General features: G+C 70.9%; 17 protein-coding genes and 1 riboswitch. Of the genes, 2 read left to right on the forward strand and 15 right to left on the reverse strand.

The genetic code is table 11. The features are described 5' to 3' along the window. Positions 1 to 152 precede the first annotated feature (152 nt). Complete coding sequence (locus ACWGSM_RS11420; protein ID WP_452323040.1) at positions 153 to 1,403, forward strand: CoA transferase; 1,251 nt, start codon at positions 153 to 155, stop codon at positions 1,401 to 1,403. Here ACWGSM_RS11420 and ACWGSM_RS11425 read toward each other — a convergent pair. The 3 genes from ACWGSM_RS11425 to tyrS all read right to left on the reverse strand — a co-directional run bounded on the left by ACWGSM_RS11425 (position 1,312) and on the right by tyrS (position 5,109). Next, a complete protein-coding gene (locus tag ACWGSM_RS11425) occupies positions 1,312 to 2,154 on the reverse strand; it encodes a DUF4184 family protein (protein WP_452323041.1) in 843 nt (280 codons plus the stop codon). The two genes, ACWGSM_RS11420 and ACWGSM_RS11425, sit on opposite strands and share 92 nt — an antisense overlap. Positions 2,155 to 2,177: 23 nt before the next feature. Further along, complete coding sequence (locus tag ACWGSM_RS11430; RefSeq protein ID WP_452323042.1) at positions 2,178 to 3,713, reverse strand: MFS transporter; 1,536 nt, start codon at positions 3,711 to 3,713, stop codon at positions 2,178 to 2,180. 94 nt (positions 3,714 to 3,807) lie between these two features. Continuing rightward, complete coding sequence (tyrS, locus tag ACWGSM_RS11435; protein ID WP_452323043.1) at positions 3,808 to 5,109, reverse strand: tyrosine--tRNA ligase; 1,302 nt, start codon at positions 5,107 to 5,109, stop codon at positions 3,808 to 3,810. Positions 5,110 to 5,183: 74 nt separating this feature from the next. Between tyrS and ACWGSM_RS11440 the strand changes: the two genes are divergently transcribed. Beyond that, positions 5,184 to 5,768: a hypothetical protein gene (locus ACWGSM_RS11440; protein WP_452323044.1), complete on the forward strand. Its 585-nt coding sequence runs from the start codon at positions 5,184 to 5,186 to the stop codon at positions 5,766 to 5,768. Positions 5,769 to 5,777: 9 nt separating this feature from the next. Here the strand turns inward: ACWGSM_RS11440 and ACWGSM_RS11445 are convergent, their stop codons facing one another. The 12 genes from ACWGSM_RS11445 to pheS form a co-directional block, all read right to left on the reverse strand. Continuing rightward, positions 5,778 to 6,419: a SatD family protein gene (locus ACWGSM_RS11445; RefSeq protein WP_452323045.1), complete on the reverse strand. Its 642-nt coding sequence runs from the start codon at positions 6,417 to 6,419 to the stop codon at positions 5,778 to 5,780. Between the two features lie 82 nt (positions 6,420 to 6,501). After that, on the reverse strand, positions 6,502 to 7,923 hold the full coding sequence (gene argH / locus ACWGSM_RS11450) for an argininosuccinate lyase (protein ID WP_452323046.1): 1,422 nt from the start codon (positions 7,921 to 7,923) through the stop codon (positions 6,502 to 6,504). After that, positions 7,920 to 8,855 carry an ornithine carbamoyltransferase gene (argF, locus tag ACWGSM_RS11455; protein WP_452323047.1) on the reverse strand — a complete coding sequence of 312 codons (936 nt, stop codon included), beginning with the start codon at positions 8,853 to 8,855 and terminating at the stop codon, positions 7,920 to 7,922. Before argF ends, argH begins: the two co-directional genes overlap by 4 nt. Beyond that, complete coding sequence (locus tag ACWGSM_RS11460; RefSeq protein ID WP_452323048.1) at positions 8,852 to 10,093, reverse strand: acetylornithine transaminase; 1,242 nt, start codon at positions 10,091 to 10,093, stop codon at positions 8,852 to 8,854. Before ACWGSM_RS11460 ends, argF begins: the two co-directional genes overlap by 4 nt. Next, on the reverse strand, positions 10,086 to 10,988 hold the full coding sequence (argB, locus tag ACWGSM_RS11465; RefSeq protein WP_452323049.1) for an acetylglutamate kinase: 903 nt from the start codon (positions 10,986 to 10,988) through the stop codon (positions 10,086 to 10,088). The genes ACWGSM_RS11460 and argB overlap by 8 nt, the downstream gene beginning before the upstream one ends. Beyond that, on the reverse strand, positions 10,985 to 12,142 hold the full coding sequence (gene argJ / locus ACWGSM_RS11470; protein WP_452323050.1) for a bifunctional glutamate N-acetyltransferase/amino-acid acetyltransferase ArgJ: 1,158 nt from the start codon (positions 12,140 to 12,142) through the stop codon (positions 10,985 to 10,987). The genes argB and argJ overlap by 4 nt, the downstream gene beginning before the upstream one ends. After that, a complete protein-coding gene (gene argC, locus ACWGSM_RS11475; RefSeq protein WP_452323051.1) occupies positions 12,139 to 13,209 on the reverse strand; it encodes an N-acetyl-gamma-glutamyl-phosphate reductase in 1,071 nt (356 codons plus the stop codon). Before argC ends, argJ begins: the two co-directional genes overlap by 4 nt. A 288-nt stretch (positions 13,210 to 13,497) precedes the next feature. Continuing rightward, positions 13,498 to 15,624: a bifunctional hydroxymethylpyrimidine kinase/phosphomethylpyrimidine kinase gene (locus ACWGSM_RS11480; protein ID WP_452323052.1), complete on the reverse strand. Its 2,127-nt coding sequence runs from the start codon at positions 15,622 to 15,624 to the stop codon at positions 13,498 to 13,500. Continuing rightward, entirely contained in the window at positions 15,621 to 16,484 is an 864-nt protein-coding gene (thiM, locus tag ACWGSM_RS11485; protein ID WP_452323053.1) for a hydroxyethylthiazole kinase, read from the reverse strand. Before thiM ends, ACWGSM_RS11480 begins: the two co-directional genes overlap by 4 nt. Further along, positions 16,476 to 16,569, reverse strand: a riboswitch (TPP riboswitch). Its footprint overlaps the gene before it by 9 nt. Positions 16,570 to 16,617: 48 nt before the next feature. After that, positions 16,618 to 17,589, reverse strand: coding sequence for an NAD-dependent epimerase/dehydratase family protein (locus ACWGSM_RS11490; protein WP_452323054.1), 972 nt, complete (start codon positions 17,587 to 17,589; stop codon positions 16,618 to 16,620). Positions 17,590 to 17,716: 127 nt separating this feature from the next. Next, positions 17,717 to 20,215 (reverse strand): phenylalanine--tRNA ligase subunit beta, encoded by a 2,499-nt coding sequence (gene pheT, locus ACWGSM_RS11495; protein WP_452323055.1) that lies wholly within the window; start codon positions 20,213 to 20,215, stop codon positions 17,717 to 17,719. Further along, the gene (gene pheS / locus ACWGSM_RS11500; protein WP_452323056.1) at positions 20,215 to 21,255 is read right to left on the reverse strand and encodes a phenylalanine--tRNA ligase subunit alpha; all 1,041 of its coding nucleotides are present in this window, start codon (positions 21,253 to 21,255) and stop codon (positions 20,215 to 20,217) included. Before pheS ends, pheT begins: the two co-directional genes overlap by 1 nt. Positions 21,256 to 21,285: the final 30 nt, after the last annotated feature.

Below are 21,285 nucleotides of genomic sequence, written 5' to 3' on the forward strand. Positions count from 1 at the left end.
GCCTTCCGCTCAACCGCTTGGGGCGAACAAGTAATAAGTTACGCCGATCCCACGCATCCGGCAAATCACCACCCACCCCCGGGCGTGTCGCACCGCACCCGACCAACCGGATCGCCCGTGTTCGCCGGGATTTCCGGGCGTAGTGTCGGCCTATGCAGCAGATGGCACCCCGGCATCCCGTGCCGCTGTCCTCCCGGCTGGCGGCGGCTGAGCTCGCGTGGCGGAGTGTCTGCGCCGTGGGCGCGGCGCTCTCCCCCGATGACGTCGCCCCGCCCGACCCCGACAGGATCGCGGCCGCCTATCGCAGCGACCGGCACCTGCTCGTCGACGGCGAGGCGCCCGACGTGTGGTCGCCTCTGTCGCGGTTCTGGCGCACGGCCGATGGCTGGGTCCGCACCCACGGCAACTATCCTCATCACGCATCCGCGCTCCGGGCCGGCCTCGGGCTGCCGCCGGACGCCTCGCCGGAGGATGTCTCCACCAGGCTGGCGACCATGGCGGCCCACGAAGCCGGCCGAGACATCATCGGGGCGGGCGGACTGTGCGTGGTCGTGCACCGCGAGGATCCGCAGCGTGACTCGATGCTTCGAGAGCATCCGCTCGTGCAGGTGCGTCGCATCGCGGACTCCCCCGCGCGTCTACTGCCGTCCGACTCGATGACCGCTCCCCTGGCCGGTGTGCGCGTGCTCGACCTCACGCGGGTGATCGCCGGCCCCGTCGCCACCCGCACGCTCGCCTTCGCGGGAGCGGACGTGCTGCGTCTCGATCCGCCACGCATTCCCGAACCCGACTGGCAGCACTTCGACACCGGGCACGGCAAGCGCTCCGCGCTGCTCGACGGGGTGCTGGAAGCGTCCCGCCTCCACCGGCTGCTCGCCGATGCCGACGTCGTCGTGCTCGGCTACCGGCCGACGGCGATGCGCCGGCTCGGTCTGTCAGCCGAGCTGCTCGCCGAACGGCATCCGCACCTCGTCATCGCCCAGCTGAGCGCGTGGCCGGGTGAGGACTCACCGCGCGGTTTCGACAGTCTGGTGCAGGCCGAATCCGGCATCTCGTGGCTCGAATCGGCCGACGGATCCACGCCCGGCGCCCTGCCCGCTCAGGTGCTGGATCATTCCGCCGGCTATCTGCTCGCCGCCGCGATCGTCGACGCCCTGCATCGGCGCGCACGGAGAGGCGGCGGCTGGCACGTGGGCACTTCTCTGCGGCGAGTGGCAGCGGAGCTGCTCGGAATGCCGCGCGGCGAGCATCCGATGGTGCCGGCGCCCCCCGCGGTGCTCACGCAGGACTTCGATGTGGCCGGCCACGTCGTCACCACTGTCGCTCCGGCGGTGCGCTGGCCCGGGTCGCCGGAGTGGTTCGCGCCCCCTCGGCCGTGGGGCGGAGACCTCGCCGAATGGTGACGACCAGAACGCACAGTCCGAGTGTCAGCGCTCCCCACAGCCCGGATGCGGCAGGCAGGGTGCGATAGGCCAGCTGCTGCAGCGTGACGTCGGGCCCGGATGCCGCCGACCCGAGCATCCACGCGACGCCGAGCAGGGCGGGCAGCGCCAGCATCCACAGCCACCGCAGCCACCCGGGGGCGCGGTGCGGCAGCGGTCTCGCCGGGCGCTTGCGCAGCCACTGCAGCGCGAACCCGGCGAGCAGCAGCAGCCCGATGACGCTCGAGCCGTGCTGCAGCCACTTGTATCCCGGCATCGGTCCCCACATCTGCTGCAGCGCGGGGAGCGCCTCGACGCCCCAGCGCCCGTCGTGGGTGAACAGGTCCCAGCCGATGTGCGAGAGCACTCCGAGCACGAGTGACGCCGCGAGCAGCCACGGCCCGGCCCGGCCCCCGCGCCCGCGGAGCGCATCCCGTGCTGTCGCCGGCCCGGAGAGCGCCCACTCCGCCGGCAGGCGCCGCGCGAGGACGGCCGGTGCGAGGGCGACGAGCCCTGGCCGCAGCACCACCCGCCAGATCAGCAGCAGCACGAGCGCGAGCAGCGCGGTGTACGCGACGTTCGCCGCCGAGTGCGTGAACAGGTATCCCGGGCCGAGGCCGCGGGTGAACAGCGGCAGGTCGGGTGTCATCGCCCCGATCGCGAGGGCGGCCGGCACCAGCCGTGTGCGCAGCAGCGGCAGCGCCACGACGGCGTGACTGGGCGTGAACGGCATGCGGCCTCCGGTCGGGGCGTGGCTCAGACGTCGATCGGCCGCTCGCGTGCGTCGGCGCCGTCGGTCTCGGCGCCGACCACGGCGAGGGGCATCGTGCGGGTGTCGATGAACGGGTTCTCGTCCTGCCCCGCCACGAGCTCCTCCGCCTCCGCCACGCTCTCGACCGTCGGCACCGAACCCAGCAGCGGCCGCTGCGCGGTCTCGCGCATGCTCAGCAGCGCGATGCCGCCCAGTGCCGCGAAGAACATGATGTAGAACGCGGGCATGTACACGTTCCCGGTCAGCTCGATCAGCGCCTGACTGAACAGCGGCGTCGTGCCGCCGAACAGCGACACGGCGAGGTTGTACGCGATGGCCATCGCGCCGAACCGCGACGCCGTCGGGAAGAGCGCCGGCAGCGCAGAGGCCGAGATCGCCACATAGAACGCCACCGGGATGGCGACCATGGCGAGTGCGATCATGACGGCCCACTCCTCGCCGATCTGCATGACCGCGAACGCGGGCACCATGAGCAGGATCGTCGACCCGACGGCGATGCCGTACACCGGCCGTCGGCCGATGCGGTCGGACAGTCGCCCGATCAACGGCAGGCACGCGCTCATCACGACGAGCACCGGCACGGTGGCGAGCGCGGCCATGAGGTTCGACACGCCCACTTCCTTCTCGAGGTACGTCGGCATGTAGCTGGTGAGGGCGTACCCGGCGGTGTTCGTCGCCGAGACGAGGGCGACGCCGATGAGGATCTGACGCCAGTAGTGGCGGAAGATGCCCGCGATCCCCTGGCGCGCCAACGGGTCGTCGGCGTCGGTGCGGGTGAGCCCGGCGCTCTCCTCCGCTTCGTAGGCAGGGGTCTCGGGAATGCGCAGCCGGAACCAGATCGCGACCGCACCGAGCGGGATGGCGATGAGGAACGGAATGCGCCAGCCGTACTCGGTCATGGCGTCGGGGCCGGACAGGCTCTCGGTGATCCAGGTGGTCAGCGCCACGACGCTGGCTCCGGCCGCGAAGCCGACGTATGAGCCGACGTCCAGGAACGACGACCAGTAACCGCGGCTGCGGTCGGGTGAGAACTCCGAGACGTAGGTGGTCGCACCGGCGTACTCGCCTCCGGTCGAGAAGCCCTGCACCATCTTCAGCAGGTACAGCGGGATGATCGCCCACAGCCCGATCTGCGCCGAGGTGGGCAGCACGCCGATGAGACCGGTCGCCGCCGCCATCATCGCCATCGTGACGAACAGCACGCGCTGACGGCCGATCCGATCGCCCAGCGGCCCGAGCACGAGCCCGCCCAGCGGTCGCACGAGGAACGAGATCGCGAAGCCGAGCAGGGTGATCAGCAGCCCCCACGCGCCCGGCAGGTCGCCGGTGAAGACGACGGCGAGCGTGACGGCGAGGTAGCCGTAGACCCCGAAGTCGAACCACTCCATGAAGTTGCCGACGACGGTACCGGAGATCGCCGTTCTCAGACGGCTCTTGCGGACGACCAGAACGTCATCGACCTGCAGCCGGCGGGTGGCGCGGCGCGGGACGGTACGGCGGACATGTGCTTCCTTGGGCAAGGGGACCAGCTCCTCGAGTGCTTGCGGACAGCGTCAGCTGTCCGATGCTACTGCAGGCCCCCGCCGCCGAGCTGGGTCACCACGCCGAACGGGCTCAGTTCACGAAGACGCCCGCGAGGGTCTTCTTTCCGCGGCGCAGCACCGAGACGCCGCCGGGCAGCGTGCCCTGGACGACGGTCTCGTCGTCGACGACCTTCGCGCCGTCGAGCATGACGCCGCCCTGCGAGATGGCGCGTCTCGCCTCGGACGCACTGGCGACCAGACCGGTCGCGACGAGCGCCTCGACCACGGATGCTCCGGCCGGCACGGTCGCGTTCGGCAGCTCGCCGAGAGCCGTGCGCAGGGTCGCCGGATCGAGCTGGCTCAGGTCGCCCTGCCCGAACAGCGCCTCCGACGCCGCGATCACCGCGGCCGTCGCCTCGATGCCGTGCACCGTGACGCACACCTCGAGGGCGAGACGCTTCTGCGCCGCTCGGCGGAACGGCTCGCTCTCGACGAGAGCGGCGTACTCCTCGATCTCGGCGCGAGTCAGGAACGTGAAGACCTTGAGCCGCTCGATCACGTCTGCGTCGGCGGTGCCGAGCCAGAACTGGTACATCCGGTATGGGCTGCACATGTCGGCGTCGAGCCAGACCGCGTTGCCCTCGCTCTTGCCGAACTTCGTGCCGTCGCTGTTGGTGATCAGCGGCGTGCCGATGGCGTGCGCCGAGACGCCCTCGACACGGTGGATGAGGTCGGTTCCGCTGGTGAGGTTGCCCCACTGGTCGCTGCCACCGGTCTGCAGCACGCAGTCGTACGAGCGGTACAGCTCGAGGAAGTCCATGCCCTGCAGGATCTGGTAGCTGAACTCGGTGTAGCTGATGCCGGCATCCGAGTTCAGCCGCGCTGCCACGGCGTCCTTCTTGAGCATCGTGCCGACGCGGTAGTGCTTGCCGATCTCGCGCAGGAAGTCGATGGCGCTCATCGGCGCCGTCCAGTCGAGGTTGTTCACCATGCGGGCGGCGTTCTCGCCCTCGAAGCTGAGGAAGCGCTCGACCTGCGCGCGCAGCCGCTGCACCCACTCCTCGACCGTCTCACGCGTGTTGAGCGTGCGCTCGGCCGTGGGTCGCGGGTCGCCGATCAGCCCCGTCGAGCCGCCGACGAGACCGAGCGGCTTGTGGCCGGCGAGCTGGATGCGGCGCAGGGTGAGCAGCTGCACCAGGTTGCCCAGGTGCAGGCTCGGCGCCGTCGGGTCGAATCCGCAGTAATAGGTGATCGGGTCCCCGGCGAGAAGGTCGCGCAGCGCCTCCTGATCGGTGGACACGTGGACGAGGCCGCGCCACAGCAGCTCGTCCCACACGTTCTCAAAGGTGGGGTCGAGCGCCACGGGGGCGGTCGTCAGAGCGGGATTCGACACGCGTTCCAGGCTATCAGCGCACGACACGCGCCCCGACCCCGCCGGGTGTCGGACGCCCGTGCGATGCTGTCGACATGTCGCCGGTCGATCCCCTCACCTCCACCGTGCTCTCGGCGATGATCGTCGTCGTGCTGCTCGTCGTGCTCGTGTTCTCGGTGCTCGGCGTGCGCAGGCCGTCGACGGCGACGATGGTGCTGTGCGCCGTGCTGCTCGTGGCTGCGGTGACCACCGTCATCGTCATCCGCCCGATCGCGCTGCCCGCGATCGGTATGCCGATGACGGTGGTCGGCATCGGCGCCGCGACCCTCGGAGGCAACCCGTTCACTCGGCGGGCGCTGGACATCGCCACGGGCAAGCGTGTGCGGGAGACCGAAGACGGCGGCATCCTCATCATCGCGGCGCAGCACGCTGATCCTGCCCACGCGCGGACGCTCATGCGCGGGGGCACGGTGATCGGCTACCTCGAGCGGATCTGCACCGTGCTCGCCATCGCCGTCGGGTTCCCCGAGGCGATCGCGGCGATCATCGCGGTGAAGGGCATCGGCCGCTTCCCCGAGCTGGCCGAGGCCGAGGCCCGGGAGCGATTCATCATCGGCACCCTCGCCAGCCTGCTCTGGGCGGGCGCGATCGGACTGATCCTGCGCCTCAGCCTGGGCTGAGCCCGCCCGTCAGTCGATATCGAGCAGCCGGAATCCCTCCACCACGGCTGCCGACCCGGCGGCCGTCAGCGCCTGCGACACCGCGGACTGCGTGATCCCCTCCTGCTCGGCGAGCTCACGCTGGGTGCGGCCGAGGCAGCGGCCGTAGGTCAGCCGGCGCAGGCGCTCCCGCATCGCGCCGACGAGTTCGTCCCGTGCCAGCAGGTAGGCGTTCGCCCACCGCACCTGCTCCGGAGGCATCCGCGCGCTCTCATGCACGACGATCCAGCTGCGCGCTTCGGGCGCCGCGCGCCTCTGCAGCGCCTGCACGTGCTCGATGGCGCTGCGCGCGGCCCACCAGCCCGGCCCGTCGGAGATGCCCTCGCGCGACGCGGTCGAAGGGATGCGCCCCACATCGCCGACGCCCAGCCCGAAACGGAACTCGACGCCGTCCGGCAGCGCGAGACGGATCAGCAGCAGTGCGGCCAGGGCCGCATCCAGCGTGGGATACACGCCCTGCTGCTCATCGCCGACCGTGGGCCGGAGCGGCTGCGCGGTCAGAGGAAGATCGCGCTGCACGCGAGCGATCGCCGCGTCGAAGTGCCGCTGCGCCCCGACGCGGTCATCGAGCTGCCGGGATCCGATGATGTCGGCCGTGACTGCGATCACCATGGCATAAGGTTATCACTGATATCCCGAAGTAATAAGTCAATTGCTGATGTTCTCGGTTCATCAGCATCGAAGATGCCGAAGGTCAGAGGCCGAGGGCGTGCGCGGCGGCCTGCGCCCGCGCGACGAGCTCGGCGCGCTGCTCGGTCACGCGGTCCGGAGCCGTGCCGCCGACACCCGAGCGCGATGCCACCGATCCCTCGATCGACAGCACCTCGCGCACCTCGGCAGTCAGGTGACCGGACACCGAGCGCAGCAGCTCCTCATCCGCATCCTCGAGGCCGATGCCCCGCTCCTCGCACGCGCGCACCAGCGCACCCGAGATCTCGTGGGCGTCCCGGAACGGCACCCGGCGCTTGACCAGCCATTCCGCGACATCCGTCGCGAGCGAGAAGCCCTGGGGCGCGAGGGCCGCCATCCGCTCGGCGTCGAAACGCAGCGTGGCGATCATGCCGGCGAACGCGGGCAGCACCACCTCGAGCGTCTGCACCGAGTCGAAGACCGGCTCCTTGTCCTCCTGCAGGTCGCGGTTGTACGCGAGCGGCAGGCCCTTGAGCGTCGCCAGCAGCCCGGACAGGTTGCCGATCAGCCGGCCCGACTTGCCCCGGGCGAGCTCGGCGATGTCGGGGTTCTTCTTCTGCGGCATGATGCTCGACCCGGTCGAGTACGCGTCATCGAGCGTGACGAAGCCGAACTCGCGGGTGTTCCAGAGGATGATCTCCTCGCTGAGCCTGGACAGGTCGATGCCGGTCATCGCGGCGATGAAGGCGAACTCCGCCACGACATCGCGGGCCGAGGTGCCGTCGAGCGAGTTCTCAGCCGGACGGTCGAGCCCGAGCTCACGTGCCACGAGAGCCGGATCGAGGCCCAGTGTCGAGCCCGCGAGCGCTCCGCCACCGTACGGCGAGACTCCGGCGCGACGCCGCCAGTCGACGAGCCGCTCGAGCTCGCGCACGAGGGGCCAGGCGTGCGCCTGCAGGTGATGGGCCAGCAGCACCGGCTGCGCGTGCTGCAGGTGCGTGCGCCCCGGCAGGATCGCGCCGGGATGCGCTTCGGCCTGAGCGACCAGCGCGTCGATCACGCGCAGCAGGTGCCTCGCGATGATCCGGGCATGGTCGATGAGGTACATGCGCACGAGCGACGCGATCTGATCGTTGCGACTGCGACCGGCGCGCAGACGCCCGCCGATCTCGGCGCCGACCTCGGCGATGAGCGCCTTCTCGAGGGCGCCGTGCACGTCTTCGTCACCCGGGTCGGGCAGCAGCGTGCCGTCGGCGATCCGCGCGGCGAGGGCATCGAGTCCCTCGTGCATGATGCGGGCCTCGTCGGCCTCGAGGTATCCCGCGGCCTCCAGAGCCGTGGCGTGCGCGTGCGAGCCGGCGATGTCGTACGGGGCGAGGATCCAGTCGAAGTGCGTCGACCTGCTCAGCTCGGCGAGCTCCGGCGAGGGACCCCCGGCGAAGCGTGCACCCCAGAGTGCGCCGTCGTTCGTGCCGTTGCCGCTCATGCCGCTGCCTCCTGCTTGCCGAGCAGCCACACGAGCAGAGCCTTCTGGGCGTGCAGACGGTTCTCCGCCTCATCCCAGACGACGCTCTGCGGGCCGTCGATCACCTCGGAGTCGACCTCGTAGCCGCGGTCGGCAGGCAGGCAGTGGATGAAGATGGCATCCGGTGCCGCCTGCGCCATGATCTCGGTGGTGACCTTGTACCCGCCGAGATCGCGCAGCCGCTCGATCTTCTCCTCCTCCTTGCCCATCGACACCCAGGTGTCGGTGACGACCACGTCGGCGCCGACGGCGGCCTCGCGCGGGTCGGAGACCAGACTGAGGGAGCCGCCGCTCTGCGCCGCGCGGGCCTCGGCCGCAGCGACCACGTCGGCGCGAGGGGCGTAGGCCTCGGGCGAAGCGATGCGCACGTGCATCCCTGCGGTCACCCCGGCGAGCACGTACGAGTGCGCCATGTTGCTGCGCCCGTCGCCGAAGAACGACAGGGTGAGCCCCTTCAGGTCGCCCTTGTGCTCCCGGATCGTGAGCAGGTCGGCCAGCAGCTGACAGGGGTGGAAGTCGTCGGACAGCGCGTTGATGACCGGCACCCGGGTGCCGCGCGCCATCGCCTCCAGGCCTGCCTGGGCGTAGGTGCGCCACACGATGGCCGCGACCTGGCGCTCGAGCACGCGCGCGGTGTCGGCGGGTGTCTCCTTGCCGCCGAGCTGGCTGTTCGCCGTGGAGATGATCAGCGGCGATCCGCCCAGGTCGGCGATGCCCACCGCGAACGAGACGCGGGTGCGAGTCGACGACTTGTCGAAGATCACCGCGACCGTCTGCGGGCCGGCGAGCGCCTTGTTCGCCCAGCGGTCCTTCTTGAGCTCGAGAGCCAGGTCGAGGATCTCCGCCTGCTCGGCGGGGGTCAGGTCGTCGTCACGCAGCAGGTGGCGGGTCATGCGGAAGCCTCCGTGGGGGTCGTTGCGGTGTGTGCCTGAACCGTCTCGGCGACGGCCGCGAGCGCGGCGGTGAAGCGCGTGACGAACGCGACGACCTCGTCATCGCCGATCGTGTAGGCGGGGGCGATGCGGATGACGTCGGCCGTGGGCGCGTTCACGATGAGTCCGCGCTCGTGCGCCGCCGCGCGGACCTCGGCGGCGACCGGTGCGGTGAGCCGGATGCCGATGAGCAGTCCCGCCCCCGTGGTGCCGGCGACCAGGGGCAGCGAGGACACAGCGTCGCGCAGCTCGGCTCCGCGCGCGGTGACGTTCTCGAGCAGGTTCTCGCTCTCGATGTGTCCGAGCACGGCATTGGCCACGGCGCTCGCGAGCGGGTTGCCGCCGAAGGTCGAGTTGTGAGTGCCGGGGTAGAACAGGTCGCTGGCCCCGCCGAATGTGATGAGCGCGCCGAGCGGGAACCCCGCCCCGATGCTCTTGGCCACGGTCACGGCATCCGGCGTGATGCCCTCGCGCTGGAACGCGAACCACTCTCCGGTGCGGCCCGAGCCGGTCTGCACCTCGTCGAGGATCAGCAGCGCGTCGTTCTCGGTGGCGAGCGCGCGGGCACGGGCGAGGAAACCCGTCGGCAGCTCGACGACGCCGGCTTCGCCCTGGATGGGCTCGACGATCATCGCCGCGACGGCGTGCGACGAGAACGCCGACTCGAGGCTCTCTATGGAGCGCTCGATGGTCACCACATCGGGGATCGCGGGCTGGAACGGGTCGCGATACGCGGCCTTCGGCGTCAGCGACAGCGTGCCCATCGTGCGCCCGTGGAAGGCGCCCTCGACCACGAGGATGGTCGTGCGGGCCCTGCCCTCGGTCTCGGTGAAGCGCGCGCCGTGCAGTCGCGACAGCTTGATGGCCGTCTCGTTCGCCTCGGCGCCGGAGTTGGCGAGGTACACCCGCCCCTGCTCGCCGGTGCCGGCGAGACGCTTCAGCCGGGCGGCGATCTCCAGCTGAGCCGGTGACGCGAAGTAGTTCGACACGTGCGACAGCGTCGCCGCCTGCCGTGAGACGGCGTCGACGAAGACCGGGTGCGCGTGCCCGAGGCAGTTCACCGCGATGCCGCCGAGGAAGTCCAGGTAGCGGTTCTCATCGGCATCCCACACCCACGAGCCCTCACCTCGGGTCAGCAGCGCGAGGCGCCCGCCCAGGCTCATCAGATCGCGTGCGGCGTCATCGTTCCAGTCAGACATCCTTGACCACCTCCGTGCCGATTCCCTTGCTCGTGAACAGCTCGACGAGCACCGAGTGCGGCACCCGGCCGTCGATGATCGCGGCGGCGTCGACGCCGCCCTCGACGGCGTCGAGGCACGCCCGCATCTTCGGGATCATTCCGGACTCGAGCGTCGGCAGCATGTCGGCCAGCGCGCTCGAGGTGAGGTGCGAGACGAGGGAGTCGCGGTTCGGCCAGTCCGCGTAGAGACCCGGCACGTCGGTGAGGATCACCAGCTTGCGGGCGTCGAGCGCGACGGCCAGGGCGGATGCCGCGGCATCCGCGTTCACGTTCAGCGACTGGCCGGGGTGGTCGAGATCGGGGGCGATCGACGAGACGACCGGGATGCGCCCGGCGGAGAGATGATCCAGGACGGGCGTGGGATCGACCTGCACGACGTCGCCGACGCGGCCGAGGTCGACCTCTTCGCCGTCGATCATGACGCCACGACGACGACCGCCGAACAGACCGGCGTCCTCGCCGCTGAGCCCGGTGGCGATCGGCCCGTGCGAGTTGATCTTCGCGACGAGCTGCGGGTTCACCTGCCCGGTGAGCACCATGCGCACCACGCTGATCGCCTCGGTGTTGGTGACCCGGTAGCCGCCCTTGAACTCACTCGGGATGGCGAGCCGATCGAGCATGTTCGAGATCTGCGGGCCGCCGCCGTGCACGACGACGGGCTGTACACCGACGTAGCGCAGGTAGGCGATGTCCTGCGCGAATGCCTCCTGCAGCTCGTCGGAGACCATCGCGTTGCCGCCGTATTTCACGACGACGATCTGATCGCGGAACTTCTTCAGCCACGGCAGCGACTCGATGAGCGTGGCGGCCTTGACGGCCGCCTCTTCGGGCGGGGTGTCCTGGATGTCTGTCATGAGGCGTAGGCGCTGTTCTCGTGCACGTAGTCGTGCGTCAGGTCGTTGGTGAGGATGGTGGCCGTGGCGTCGCCCACCTTCAGGTCGATCTCGATGTGCACCTCGCGTGGCGTCAGGTCGACCTCCTCGCGGGGGCGATCCGGGCCGCCCGCGGTGCACACGCGCACGCCGTTCATCGACACGTCGACGTCGTACGGGTCGAACTGGGCGGAGGTGGTGCCGATCGCGGCGAGCACCCGACCCCAGTTCGGGTCGTTGCCGAAGATCGCCGCTTTGAACAGGTTGTTCCGCGCGACCGACCGGCCGACCTCGACGGCCTCGGTCTCGGTGACGGCGTTCTTCACCTCGATCGCGATGCTGTGGCTCGCGCCTTCGGCGTCGGCCTGCAGCTGCCCGGCGAGATCGCGGCACAGCTCGGTGAGCGCGGCGGCGAACCCATCAAGATCGGGACGGATGCCGCTGGCGGCGTTCGCGAGCAGCGTGACCTGATCGTTGGTCGACATGCATCCGTCCGAGTCGAGGCGGTCGAAGCTGACGGCGGTGGCCCTGCGCAGCGCTGCGTCGGCCTCGGATGCCTCGAGGTCGGCGTCGGTGGTGAGCACGACGAGCATGGTCGCGAGTCCCGGTGCGAGCATGCCCGCGCCCTTGGCCATGCCGCCGATGGTCCAGCCGTCGCGGGTGACCACGGCGGTCTTCGGCACGCTGTCGGTCGTCATGATGGCCGCCGCCGCATCGTCGCCGCCGTCGGCGGTGAGCGCCTCGATTCCGCGCTCGACGCCGTCGAGCACTTTCCCGCGGAACACCTCGTCGCCGGTGCCGATGAGGCCGGTCGAGCACACGAGCACGTCGCCCGCGCTGACTCCGAGCAGCTCGGCTGTCTTCTCGGCGGTGAGGTGGGTGGTCTGGAAGCCGAAGGCGCCGGTGAAGCAGTTGGCCCCGCCGGAGTTGAGCACGACGGCCTCGACCACGCGATCGGCGATGACCTGCTGCGACCAGATGATCGGGTTCGCCTTCGCCCGGTTGGTGGTGAAGACGGCGGCGCCGATCTTGCGGGGGCCGCGGTTGACGACCACGGCGACGTCGGGCTTGCCGGTGCTTTTCAGGCCTGCGGCAACTCCGGATGCTTCGAATCCCTGGGGGGCGGTGACGCTCACGGCGCGACTCCGTTCACGGTGAGGGCGCGGCCTTCGGGCAGACCGAGCGCGATGTTCATGGACTGCACGGCGGCGCCGGCCGTGCCCTTGATGAGGTTGTCGACGGCGGTGACGACGGTCACCCGGTTCGCCGCGCGGTCGATGGCGAGGCCCATCAGCGCGGTGTTCGCGCCGATGACGTCGCCGGTGCGGGGGAAGCGGCCTTCGGGAAGCAGCTGCACGAACGTCTCATCGCCGTACGCGCTCTGCCACGCGTCGCGGATCTGAGCATCGGTGGCGGTCGCGATGATCGGCGCGGTGGAGGTGGCGAGGATGCCCCTGGCCATCGGCACGATCACGGGAGTGAACGAGATGCGGATGTGCTCGGCCTGCGCCCCATCGGGCCCCTGAGCCTGCCGAAGGGCGGCCAGCGCCTGACGGATCTCGGGGATGTGCCGGTGCGTGCCGCCGACTGCGTACGGGTTCGCCGTGCCGAGGATCTCACTGCCCAGCAGATTGGTCTTCAGGCTCTTCCCCGCACCGGACGGACCGACGGCGAGCACGCTGACGATGTCGGACGGGTCGATCACTCCGGCCGCGACGCCGGGCGCGAGGCTGAGGCTCACCGTGGAGGCGTTGCAGCCCGGCGCGGCGATCCGGCGGGCGCCGCGCAGGTTCTCGCGCTGCTTGCCGGCGGCGGTGAGCAGCTCGGGAACACCGTAGGCCCACGGCTCGTGGAAGGTACCACCGTAGAAGGCATCCCATGCGTTCTGCGAGGTCAGCCGGTGGTCGGCGCCGGCGTCGATGATGAGGGGCGCGTCGCCCAGGGCATCCGTGTACTGCCCCGACTGACCGTGCGGCAGGGCGAGGAAGACGACGTCGTGTCCGGAGAGGATCTCGGGTGTGGTGTCCTGCAGCGTCAGATGCGCGAGGGAGCGCAGGTGCGGCTGGTGATCGATGAGGGGCTGACCGGCGTTGGAGTGCGCGGTCACGGTGCGGATCTCGATGTCGGGATGGGCGGCGAGAAGCCGCAGGATCTCGCCTCCCGCATAGCCGGATGCGCCGGAGACGGCGACGGAGTACGTCATGCTTCTACCTTAACGGTCGGTGCTCGGTCGGCCCCGACGATGGCGCGGGTTGCGAGCGCTGGGTGGGCCGGGGCGGCGACACCGGCTCTCTCCCGATATGGGCCCCTGAGCCTGTCGAAGGGCGGAGAGCGCGGGGGTCGCCTAGAGTCGGCGGCCGTCGCGGCGGCGTCGTCGCGCAGGAGCGACGCTGAAGACGAGCGTCTGCGAGGGCTGTGCGACCGGGGGCATGCGGCGAAGGTATCGCCGAGGGCTCGGCATCCGCAAATCCGCGCCCTCGGCGACCCGTCGTCAGCGGATGTCGAAGAACGCCCGCTCGTGCTCCGACGAGACGACGAACGCACGGTGCATGCGCTGGCTGAGTCGGTCGTCGGCACTCGCCGCCGCGGCGGTGACGAAGCCGATGGCGCGCTCGTTCGCTTCGGCGAAGCCGGGGTCGGCGTAGGTCGCCAGCCATGACGCGTACGGATGCCGGGGATCGAGCGCCTGCGAGCCGAGCTCCCCCGCGTGCAGCCGCGTGCCGAGGTCGGTGTACAGCCAGAAGCAGGGAAGCACCGCGGCGATCAGGGTCGCGTAGTCGCCCGAGAACGCCGCCGCGCGCAGGTGGTCGAGGTAGGCGGTGGTCACCGCACTGGGCTCGGCGGCGAACGTCTGCGCGCTGACGCCGGTGCGGGGCGTCAGCCACGACGCGTGCAGCTCGAGCTCGCCGACGATGCACCCCTGGGCCGAGGCCGCCCAGAACGCCTGCTCGGCCGGCGTGGGCGCCAGACGGGCGGCTTCTGCGAGCACGCGGGAGTACTCCCGCAGGTACAGGGCGTCCTGCGCGAGGTAGACGACGAACCGTTCGCGATCGAGCGAGCCGTCGGCGAGCGCGCAGATGAACGGCAGCGAGTCGATGCCCTGTCGAACCGTGGCGACGCTGCGCCACCAGTCGTCGCGGATCTCCTCGGCTGTCGGGCGGGTGCCCAGACCGCCGCGCTGCCACAGTCCGGCAAAGTGATTCACGGGTCCGTGTCCGCGCCCCACCACCAGGGTGTCGGCCGCGCGCAGCGATTCCCGCAGCCAGGCGCGAGCCTCGCGCAGGGCATCCGGCCAGTCCCGCCCCGTCGCGTGCAGAGCGGCGAGCGCCGACGAGAGCGAGCATCCGGTGCCGTGCGTGCTGGTCGTGTCGATGCGGGGACCATCGAACGCGGCGATGATCCCGTCGGGCCCGACGAGGGCGTCCGGCGCCGTCGGGCCGCCGAGGTGACCGCCCTTCGCGAGCACGAGTGCTCCCGTCTCGGTCGACAGCTGCTGCGCGGCGTCGAGTGCATCGTCCCAGCCGCGGATCCCCCGCCCGGCCAGCATGGCGAGCTCGTCGAGATTCGGCGTGATCACGTCTGCAAGGGCGGCGAGTCCGCGCAGTGCGGTCTCGGCCCGCGCGTCGAGCAGACGGTCCCCGCTGGTGGCGACCATCACGGGGTCGAGCACGACCGTCGCGGGGCGGTGCGCCTGCAGCCAGTCGGCGACGGTATCGATGATCTCGGCATCCGCCAGCATCCCGATCTTCACCGCGTCGATCGCGATGTCGTCCGAGAGGGCGTTCAGCTGCGCGCGCAGGAACGCGGCCGGCGGCACGTGCACATCGTGCACGCCGCGGGTGTTCTGCACGGTCAGGGCGGTCACTGCGGCCATCCCGTATCCGCCGTGCGCGGCGATCGATTTGAGATCGGCCTGGATCCCCGCACCGCCGGACGGGTCGCTGCCCGCGATGCTGAGCACACGCGGGGTGGTGCGCGCCGCCCAGTGACGCCGGAAGTCCCGCGCCGCCCGGCGGGCATCGGGTGCGGCGCAGATGGCGGAGACGACCGCGATCCCTGCGGCCCCCGCCTCGCGCAGCGCCGCGGCGTCGTCGATCCGGATGCCTCCGATCGCGACGACCGGCACCGGGCTCTCGGCGGCGAGCGCGCGCAATCCGTCGATTCCGAGAGCGGGCGGGTGATTCGCCTTGGTGCTGGTGGGCCGGATCACTCCGATGCCGACGTAGTCGACGGTGCCGTTCGGCAGGGCGCGCACGGCGTCGAGGTGGGCCGGTGTGTTCGCGGTGAGGCCGATCAGGGCGTCGGGTCCGAGCAGGCGCCGGGCCTCGGCGACCGGCATGTCCGACTGCCCGACGTGCACTCCATCGACTCGCGCGCCGCGCCGCCGCGCCTCGAGCGCGACCTCGACGCGATCGTCGACGACGAGCAGCGCCCGCCCGGCGAGCACGTCGCTGAGAACGACGAGCTGCTCGACGACCGATTCATCCGAGGCGTTCTTGTCGCGCAGCTGGACGACGCTCACCCCGCCCGCGACGGCCTCGCGGACGGTGTCGACGACGCCGCGGTCGCCGCACAGCTCGGGATCGGTGACCAGGTGGATCGACAGATCGCGGTTCATCTTGCGCCCTCCTCGACAGGCGCGCCCTGCTCGTCGACACGTGCCTCGGCGGTGATGTCGGTCTGGTCGATCCCGGCGAGGGCGTCGAGCAGTCCCACGGCGAAGCTTCCGGGGCCGTCGGCGACACGGGCGGCGTGCTCGGCCGCGAGCGTGTACACGAGGGTCGCCCCGGCCACTGCGTCCAGCGCATCCGCGTCGGTGTGGCGGGCGGCGCCGAGGAAGGCGGCCATGAGCGCGCCCAGGGCGCAGCCGCCGCCGGTCACCCTGGTGAGGAGGGCGTCGCCGTTCGCGATGCGGATCACGCGCTCGCCGTCGGTGAGCAGATCCACCGGTCCGGATACGGCGACCACCGCACCGGATCGCGCGGCCAGGGCGCGAGCCGCGTCGAGCGCGGCATCCGGAGCATCCACGGCATCCACCCCTCGCCCGCCCGCACCGGCGCCGGCCAGCGCGAGGATCTCGCTGGCGTTGCCGCGCACCGCCGTCGGGCGCATGCCCACCAGCTCGACCGCGAGTGCGGTGCGCACCGGGAGGGCGCCGACGGCGACCGGGTCGAGGACCCACGGCGTGCCTGCGTCGGTCGCGCCGGCGACGGCTTCGAGGCTCGCCGCACGCTGCTCGGGCGACGGAGTGCCGAGATTGATCAGCAGCCCCGAGGCGATTCGGACGAACATCCCGGCCTCTCCGACGATGTCGACCATTGCGGGCGACGCGCCGGTGGCGAGGAGGACATTCGCCGTGAATCCGGTGACGACCGCATTCGTGACGCAGTGCGTGAGCGGCGGAGCGTGCCGCACGCGGGCGAGCAGCGCGGCGGCGGCCGCCGGGATACGGGTGGATGGGCAGAGGCGATCGCTCATGGGCGACATCCCTTCGCTAGTACGAACTAGATCAGGTTCGACGGGTGTGTTCTCAGCCGCGGATGCGGCACCCCGTGTCACTGCGGGAGAGTCTAGCGAGGCGGTCGGCCGGCGCCGCTCATCCCGCCCCGTGTCAGGAAGACGTCAGCCGGTCGATGAGCGCGAGTTCGTCGTCGCGACGGAGCCCCGCGCGCCGCTCGCGCTCGAGTCCGCGGGCGCGCTCATCATCGAGCACAACGCGGATCGTCTTCTCCAGCGGGCGGAACGATCCGCCTGCCGCGCGGTACGCGCTGTTGTCGCGGCGCATGAACCCGGTCATGTCAGCGGGCAGCCAGAGCGGCAGCGACCGCTCCCCCATCCAGTACTGCACGCCGTGCGCCTCGAGCCACTCGTCGCTCGCCTCGAGCAGCTCCCCGGAGTGGCCGGCGGCGGCGCGGATGCCGCTGAGCAGCTCGACGAGGGGATGCACGTCTCCGATCGCGTTGACGATGCCGTGGCGCAGCCCGGCGGTGAGGAAGGCGGCGAGGTCGTCGACGTCGATGACCTGAGCGGAGCGTCCGGCCAGCTCGGGCACGAGCACGGGTTCGATGCCCGCTCGCGCGAACGCGGTCGCCCAGTACCCGAAGCGGTCGCTGGGATCGCCCGCGCCGACGATGAGTCCGGGGCGCACGATGAGCGCCCGCTCGGCGATCGTGATCACCGCGTCCTCAGCCGCGACCTTCTGGGCCGCGTAGTCGTACTCGTCACCGGGCTGGGCGGGCGTGTGCCTGGCGCCCGACTCGTCGAGCCCCTCGGTGACGTCGTCGGAGTACACCGACATCGACGACACGTACGTCCAGTGCGCGGCGCGGTCGCCCAGCGCGTCGACGGCCATCGCTGTGTGGTCGGCGCGGGAGGAGATGTCGACGACCTCGTCCCACTCCCGGCCGTGCAGCTCGTCGAACACATGCGGGTCGTCGCGATCACCGTGGAGCAGGGTGGTGCCCTCGGGCGCCGGTCGCGCGCCCCGTGCCAGACAGGTCACGTCGGCGCCGGCATCCCGCCACCGTCGCGCGATCCGCCCCGAGAGCCACCCTGTTCCACCGAGCACGAGCACCTGAGTCATGCGGCCATGACAGCACTGTCATCCGATGAGGGGAAGCGATTCCGCTCAGAGCAGACCGGACGCCGCGCAGACGAGAACGGAGCAGCCCTCCTGAGCCGATCGGCTCAGGAGGGCTGCGGCAGCAAGATCAGTCGCGGATGCTCGCACCGAACCGCTCGGCCGCGACGGCGACACCGGCGAGCTTCGCCTCGGTCGCCTCAGCCGCGGTGAGGGTGCGGTCGGATGCCCGGAACCGCAGCGCGAAGCTGAGGCTCTTCCGCCCCTCGGCCAGCCCGTCACCGCGGTAGTCGTCGACGAGTCGTGCGGACTCGAGCAGAGCGCCGGCGCCCTCGACGAGCGCGGCGCGGACCTCGGCGGCCGGGACCTCGACGCCGACCACGAGAGAGACGTCCTGCGTCGCGGCGGGGAACGTCGACAGCGACTCGGCCACGACGCGGTGACCGGCGAGAGTCAGCACCCGGTCGAGATCGAGCTCGAGCACGTACGCGCGCCCGGGCAGATCAGCGTCGGCCGACACCTGCGGATGCAGCTCGCCGACGTACCCGATCTGCTCGCCGCCCACGCTCAGCGCACCGGCGCGGCCCGGGTGCAGTGCTGCACGCTCGGTCTGGGCGACGTCGATCTCGACGCCCGCGGCGACCGCGATCACGCGGACCGCGTCGAGTGCATCGGACAGATCGACGTGCTCGGCGGCGCGACCCGGCTGCCGAGAGGTGATGTTCCCCGTCAGCACAGCCGAGACCAGGCGCGGCTGCGGCGGGATCGACGCGTTGAGCTCGGCGAGCGTCTCGTCGGAGGGGCGCTCTCCCAGCGGCGGGATGACCTCGGTGCCGTACGTGACGCCCTCCTCGGGCGCGAACACCGAGCCGACCTCGAACAGCGCCAGGTCGACGAGTCCGCGCGAGATGTTGCGGTGCGCGGTCTGCAGCAGGCCCGGCACCAGCGAGCGGCGCAGGAACGGCGCCTGACCGTCGAGCGGGTTGGCGAGGCGGATGCTGGGAAGGTGCGCTCCGGTGGCCGAGCCGTGCAAGTCGTTGTACTCTTCGGTCGTGAACGGGAACGAGGGGGTCTCGACGAAACCTGCCGCGGCGAGGGCGTCCGCCACCCGCTTGCGGCCCTGCTGCAGCGCCGTGTACCCGCGGCCGGACGGCGGGGTCGGCAGGATCGACGGGATGCGGTCCAGCCCGTGGATCCGCGCGATCTCCTCGACGAGCGTCCACTTGTCGGTCAGGTCGCGTCGCCAGCTCGGTGGGATGACGAACCATCCGCCGTCGGCCTCCGCGACCTCGGCGCCGATCATCTCGAGCGCGCCGACGATCTCCTCATCGGTGTAGTCGACGCCGACGACGCCCTGCGTGAAGCCGCGGGGCAGGTCGATGCCCGCGATCTCGACCTCGGTGTAGAGGGCGCCGCCCTCGTCGGTCAGCCGTCCCCCGGCGAGCTCGACCATCAGGTCGGCCACGCGGCGGGCGGCCACGAACGGGATCAGCGGGTCGACGCCGCGCTCGAAGCGCTTCGACGCCTCGCTGGGCAGCTTGTGCCGGCGAGCCGTACGGGCGATGGTGACCGGGTCGAAGGTGGCCGCCTCGATGAGCACGTTGCGGGTCGCCTCGCTCATCTCGGTGGCGCCGCCGCCCATCACGCCGGCGAGACCGATCGGCCCGGAGCCGTCGGTGATCAGCAGATCCTCGACGTGCAGGGCACGGTCCTGGCCGTCGAGCGTGGTCATCCGCTCGCCGTCGGTCGCACGTCGCACGACGATGCCGCCCTGCAGCTTGTCGAGGTCGTACCCGTGGATCGGGTTGCCGAGTTCGAGCATCACGTAGTTGGTGATGTCGATGAGGATGCCCAGCGTGCGCATGCCGGCGAGCGCCAGCCGCGCGATCATCCACGGCGGAGTGGGGCGCGACGGGTCGACATCGCGAACGACACGCGCGACGAACTCCGCGGCTCCCACAGCTCCGCGGATGGGTGCCGCGTCGTCCACGCGGATCTCGAACCCTGATCCGGGCTGCAGCTCTGCGAAGTCGCGCTCGGCCGGATCCCGGAACTCTCCGCCGGTGGCGTGCGAATACTCGCGGGCGAGGCCACGCAGCGAGAACGCGTAGCCGCGGTCGGGCGTGACGTTGACGTCGACGGCGAAGTCGTCGAGGTGCAGCAGAGCGATGGCATCCGTCCCGACCTCAGGGTCGAGACCGAGCGTCGAGAGCACGATGATGCCGTCGTGCTCGTCACCGAGACCCAGCTCGCGGGCCGAGGCGATCATGCCGTCGGAGACGTGGCCGTAGGTCTTGCGCGCCGAGATCGGGAAGGGCCCGGGCAGCACGGCGCCGGGGAGGCTCACCACGACCTTGTCGCCGACGACGAAGTTGTGCGCACCGCAGACGATGCCGCGCGGCTCGGCCTCGCCGACGTCGACCTGGCACCAGTTGATCGTCTTGCCGTTCTTCTGCGGCTCGGGCTCGACCGAGAGCACCTGCCCGACGACGACGGGGCCTGAGATCTCGAAGTGGTGGATGTCCTCCTCTTCGAAGCCGACCGACACGAACGAGGCCAGAACGTCCTCAGCCGTGGCCTCCGGTGCCACATCGACGTACTCGCGCAGCCACGAGATCGGAACGCGCATCACACCACCATCCCGAACTGCTCGCTGAAGCGCACATCGCCCTCTGCCATGTCGCGCATGTCCTTCACGTCGCTGCGGAACATCAGGGCCCGCTCGACGCCGATGCCGAATGCGAACCCGCTGTACACCTCGGGGTCGATCCCCGCCGCCCGCAGCACGTTCGGGTTGACCATGCCGCAGCCGCCCCATTCGATCCAGCGCGCGCCGCCCGTGAAGGTCGGGTGCCACAGGTCGAATTCCGCGGAGGGCTCGGTGAACGGGAAGTAGTTGGTGCGCAGACGCGTCTTCGCCTCAGCGCCGAACAGCTGCTTCGCCAGGTGGTCGAGCGTGCCCTTCAGGTGCGCCATCGTGATGCCCTTGTCGACGACGAGACCCTCGACCTGGGTGAACACCGGCAGGTGGGTCGCGTCGAACTCGTCGGTGCGGTAGACCCGGCCGGGACACAGCACGTAGATGGGGACCTCGCGGTCGAGCATCGAGCGCACCTGCACGGGGCTGGTGTGCGTGCGCATCACGAGGTGGCGCGAGGTCGGGTCGACGTAGAAGGTGTCCTGCTCCTGGCGGGCGGGGTGATCCTCGTCGAAGTTCAGCGCGTCGAAGTTGAACCACTCGTGCTCGAGCTCGGGTCCCTCTGCGACCTCCCACCCCATGCCGACGAAGATGTCGCTGATCTGCTCCTGCATGAGCGGCAGCGGGTGTCGCGCACCGACGCGGGAGCGCGACGCGATGGCGGTGATGTCGACGCGCTCGGCCTCGAGGCGAGCAGCGGTCTCGGCCTCGGCGAGTTCGGTCTCCTTCGCGGCGAGAGCCTGGGTCACGCGGCCCCGGCCCTGCCCGATGAGCTTGCCGAACGTCGCCTTGTGCTCGGGAGCGACCTGACGCATCGACGCGTTCAGGACGGCCAGCGGCGAGCCCTCGGCGACGTGGTCGTGGCGGGCCTGCTTCAGCGCGGCGGTGTCGGCGGAAGCGGCGATCGCGGCCAGCGCCGCCTCGACCGCGGCCTCGACCGCTTCGGGAGTGATTTCAGGAGACTCTGACACGAGAGAAGAGTCTACCGGCGCCCCAGCGGC

The organism is Microbacterium sp. NPDC055521 (assembly GCF_053619695.1).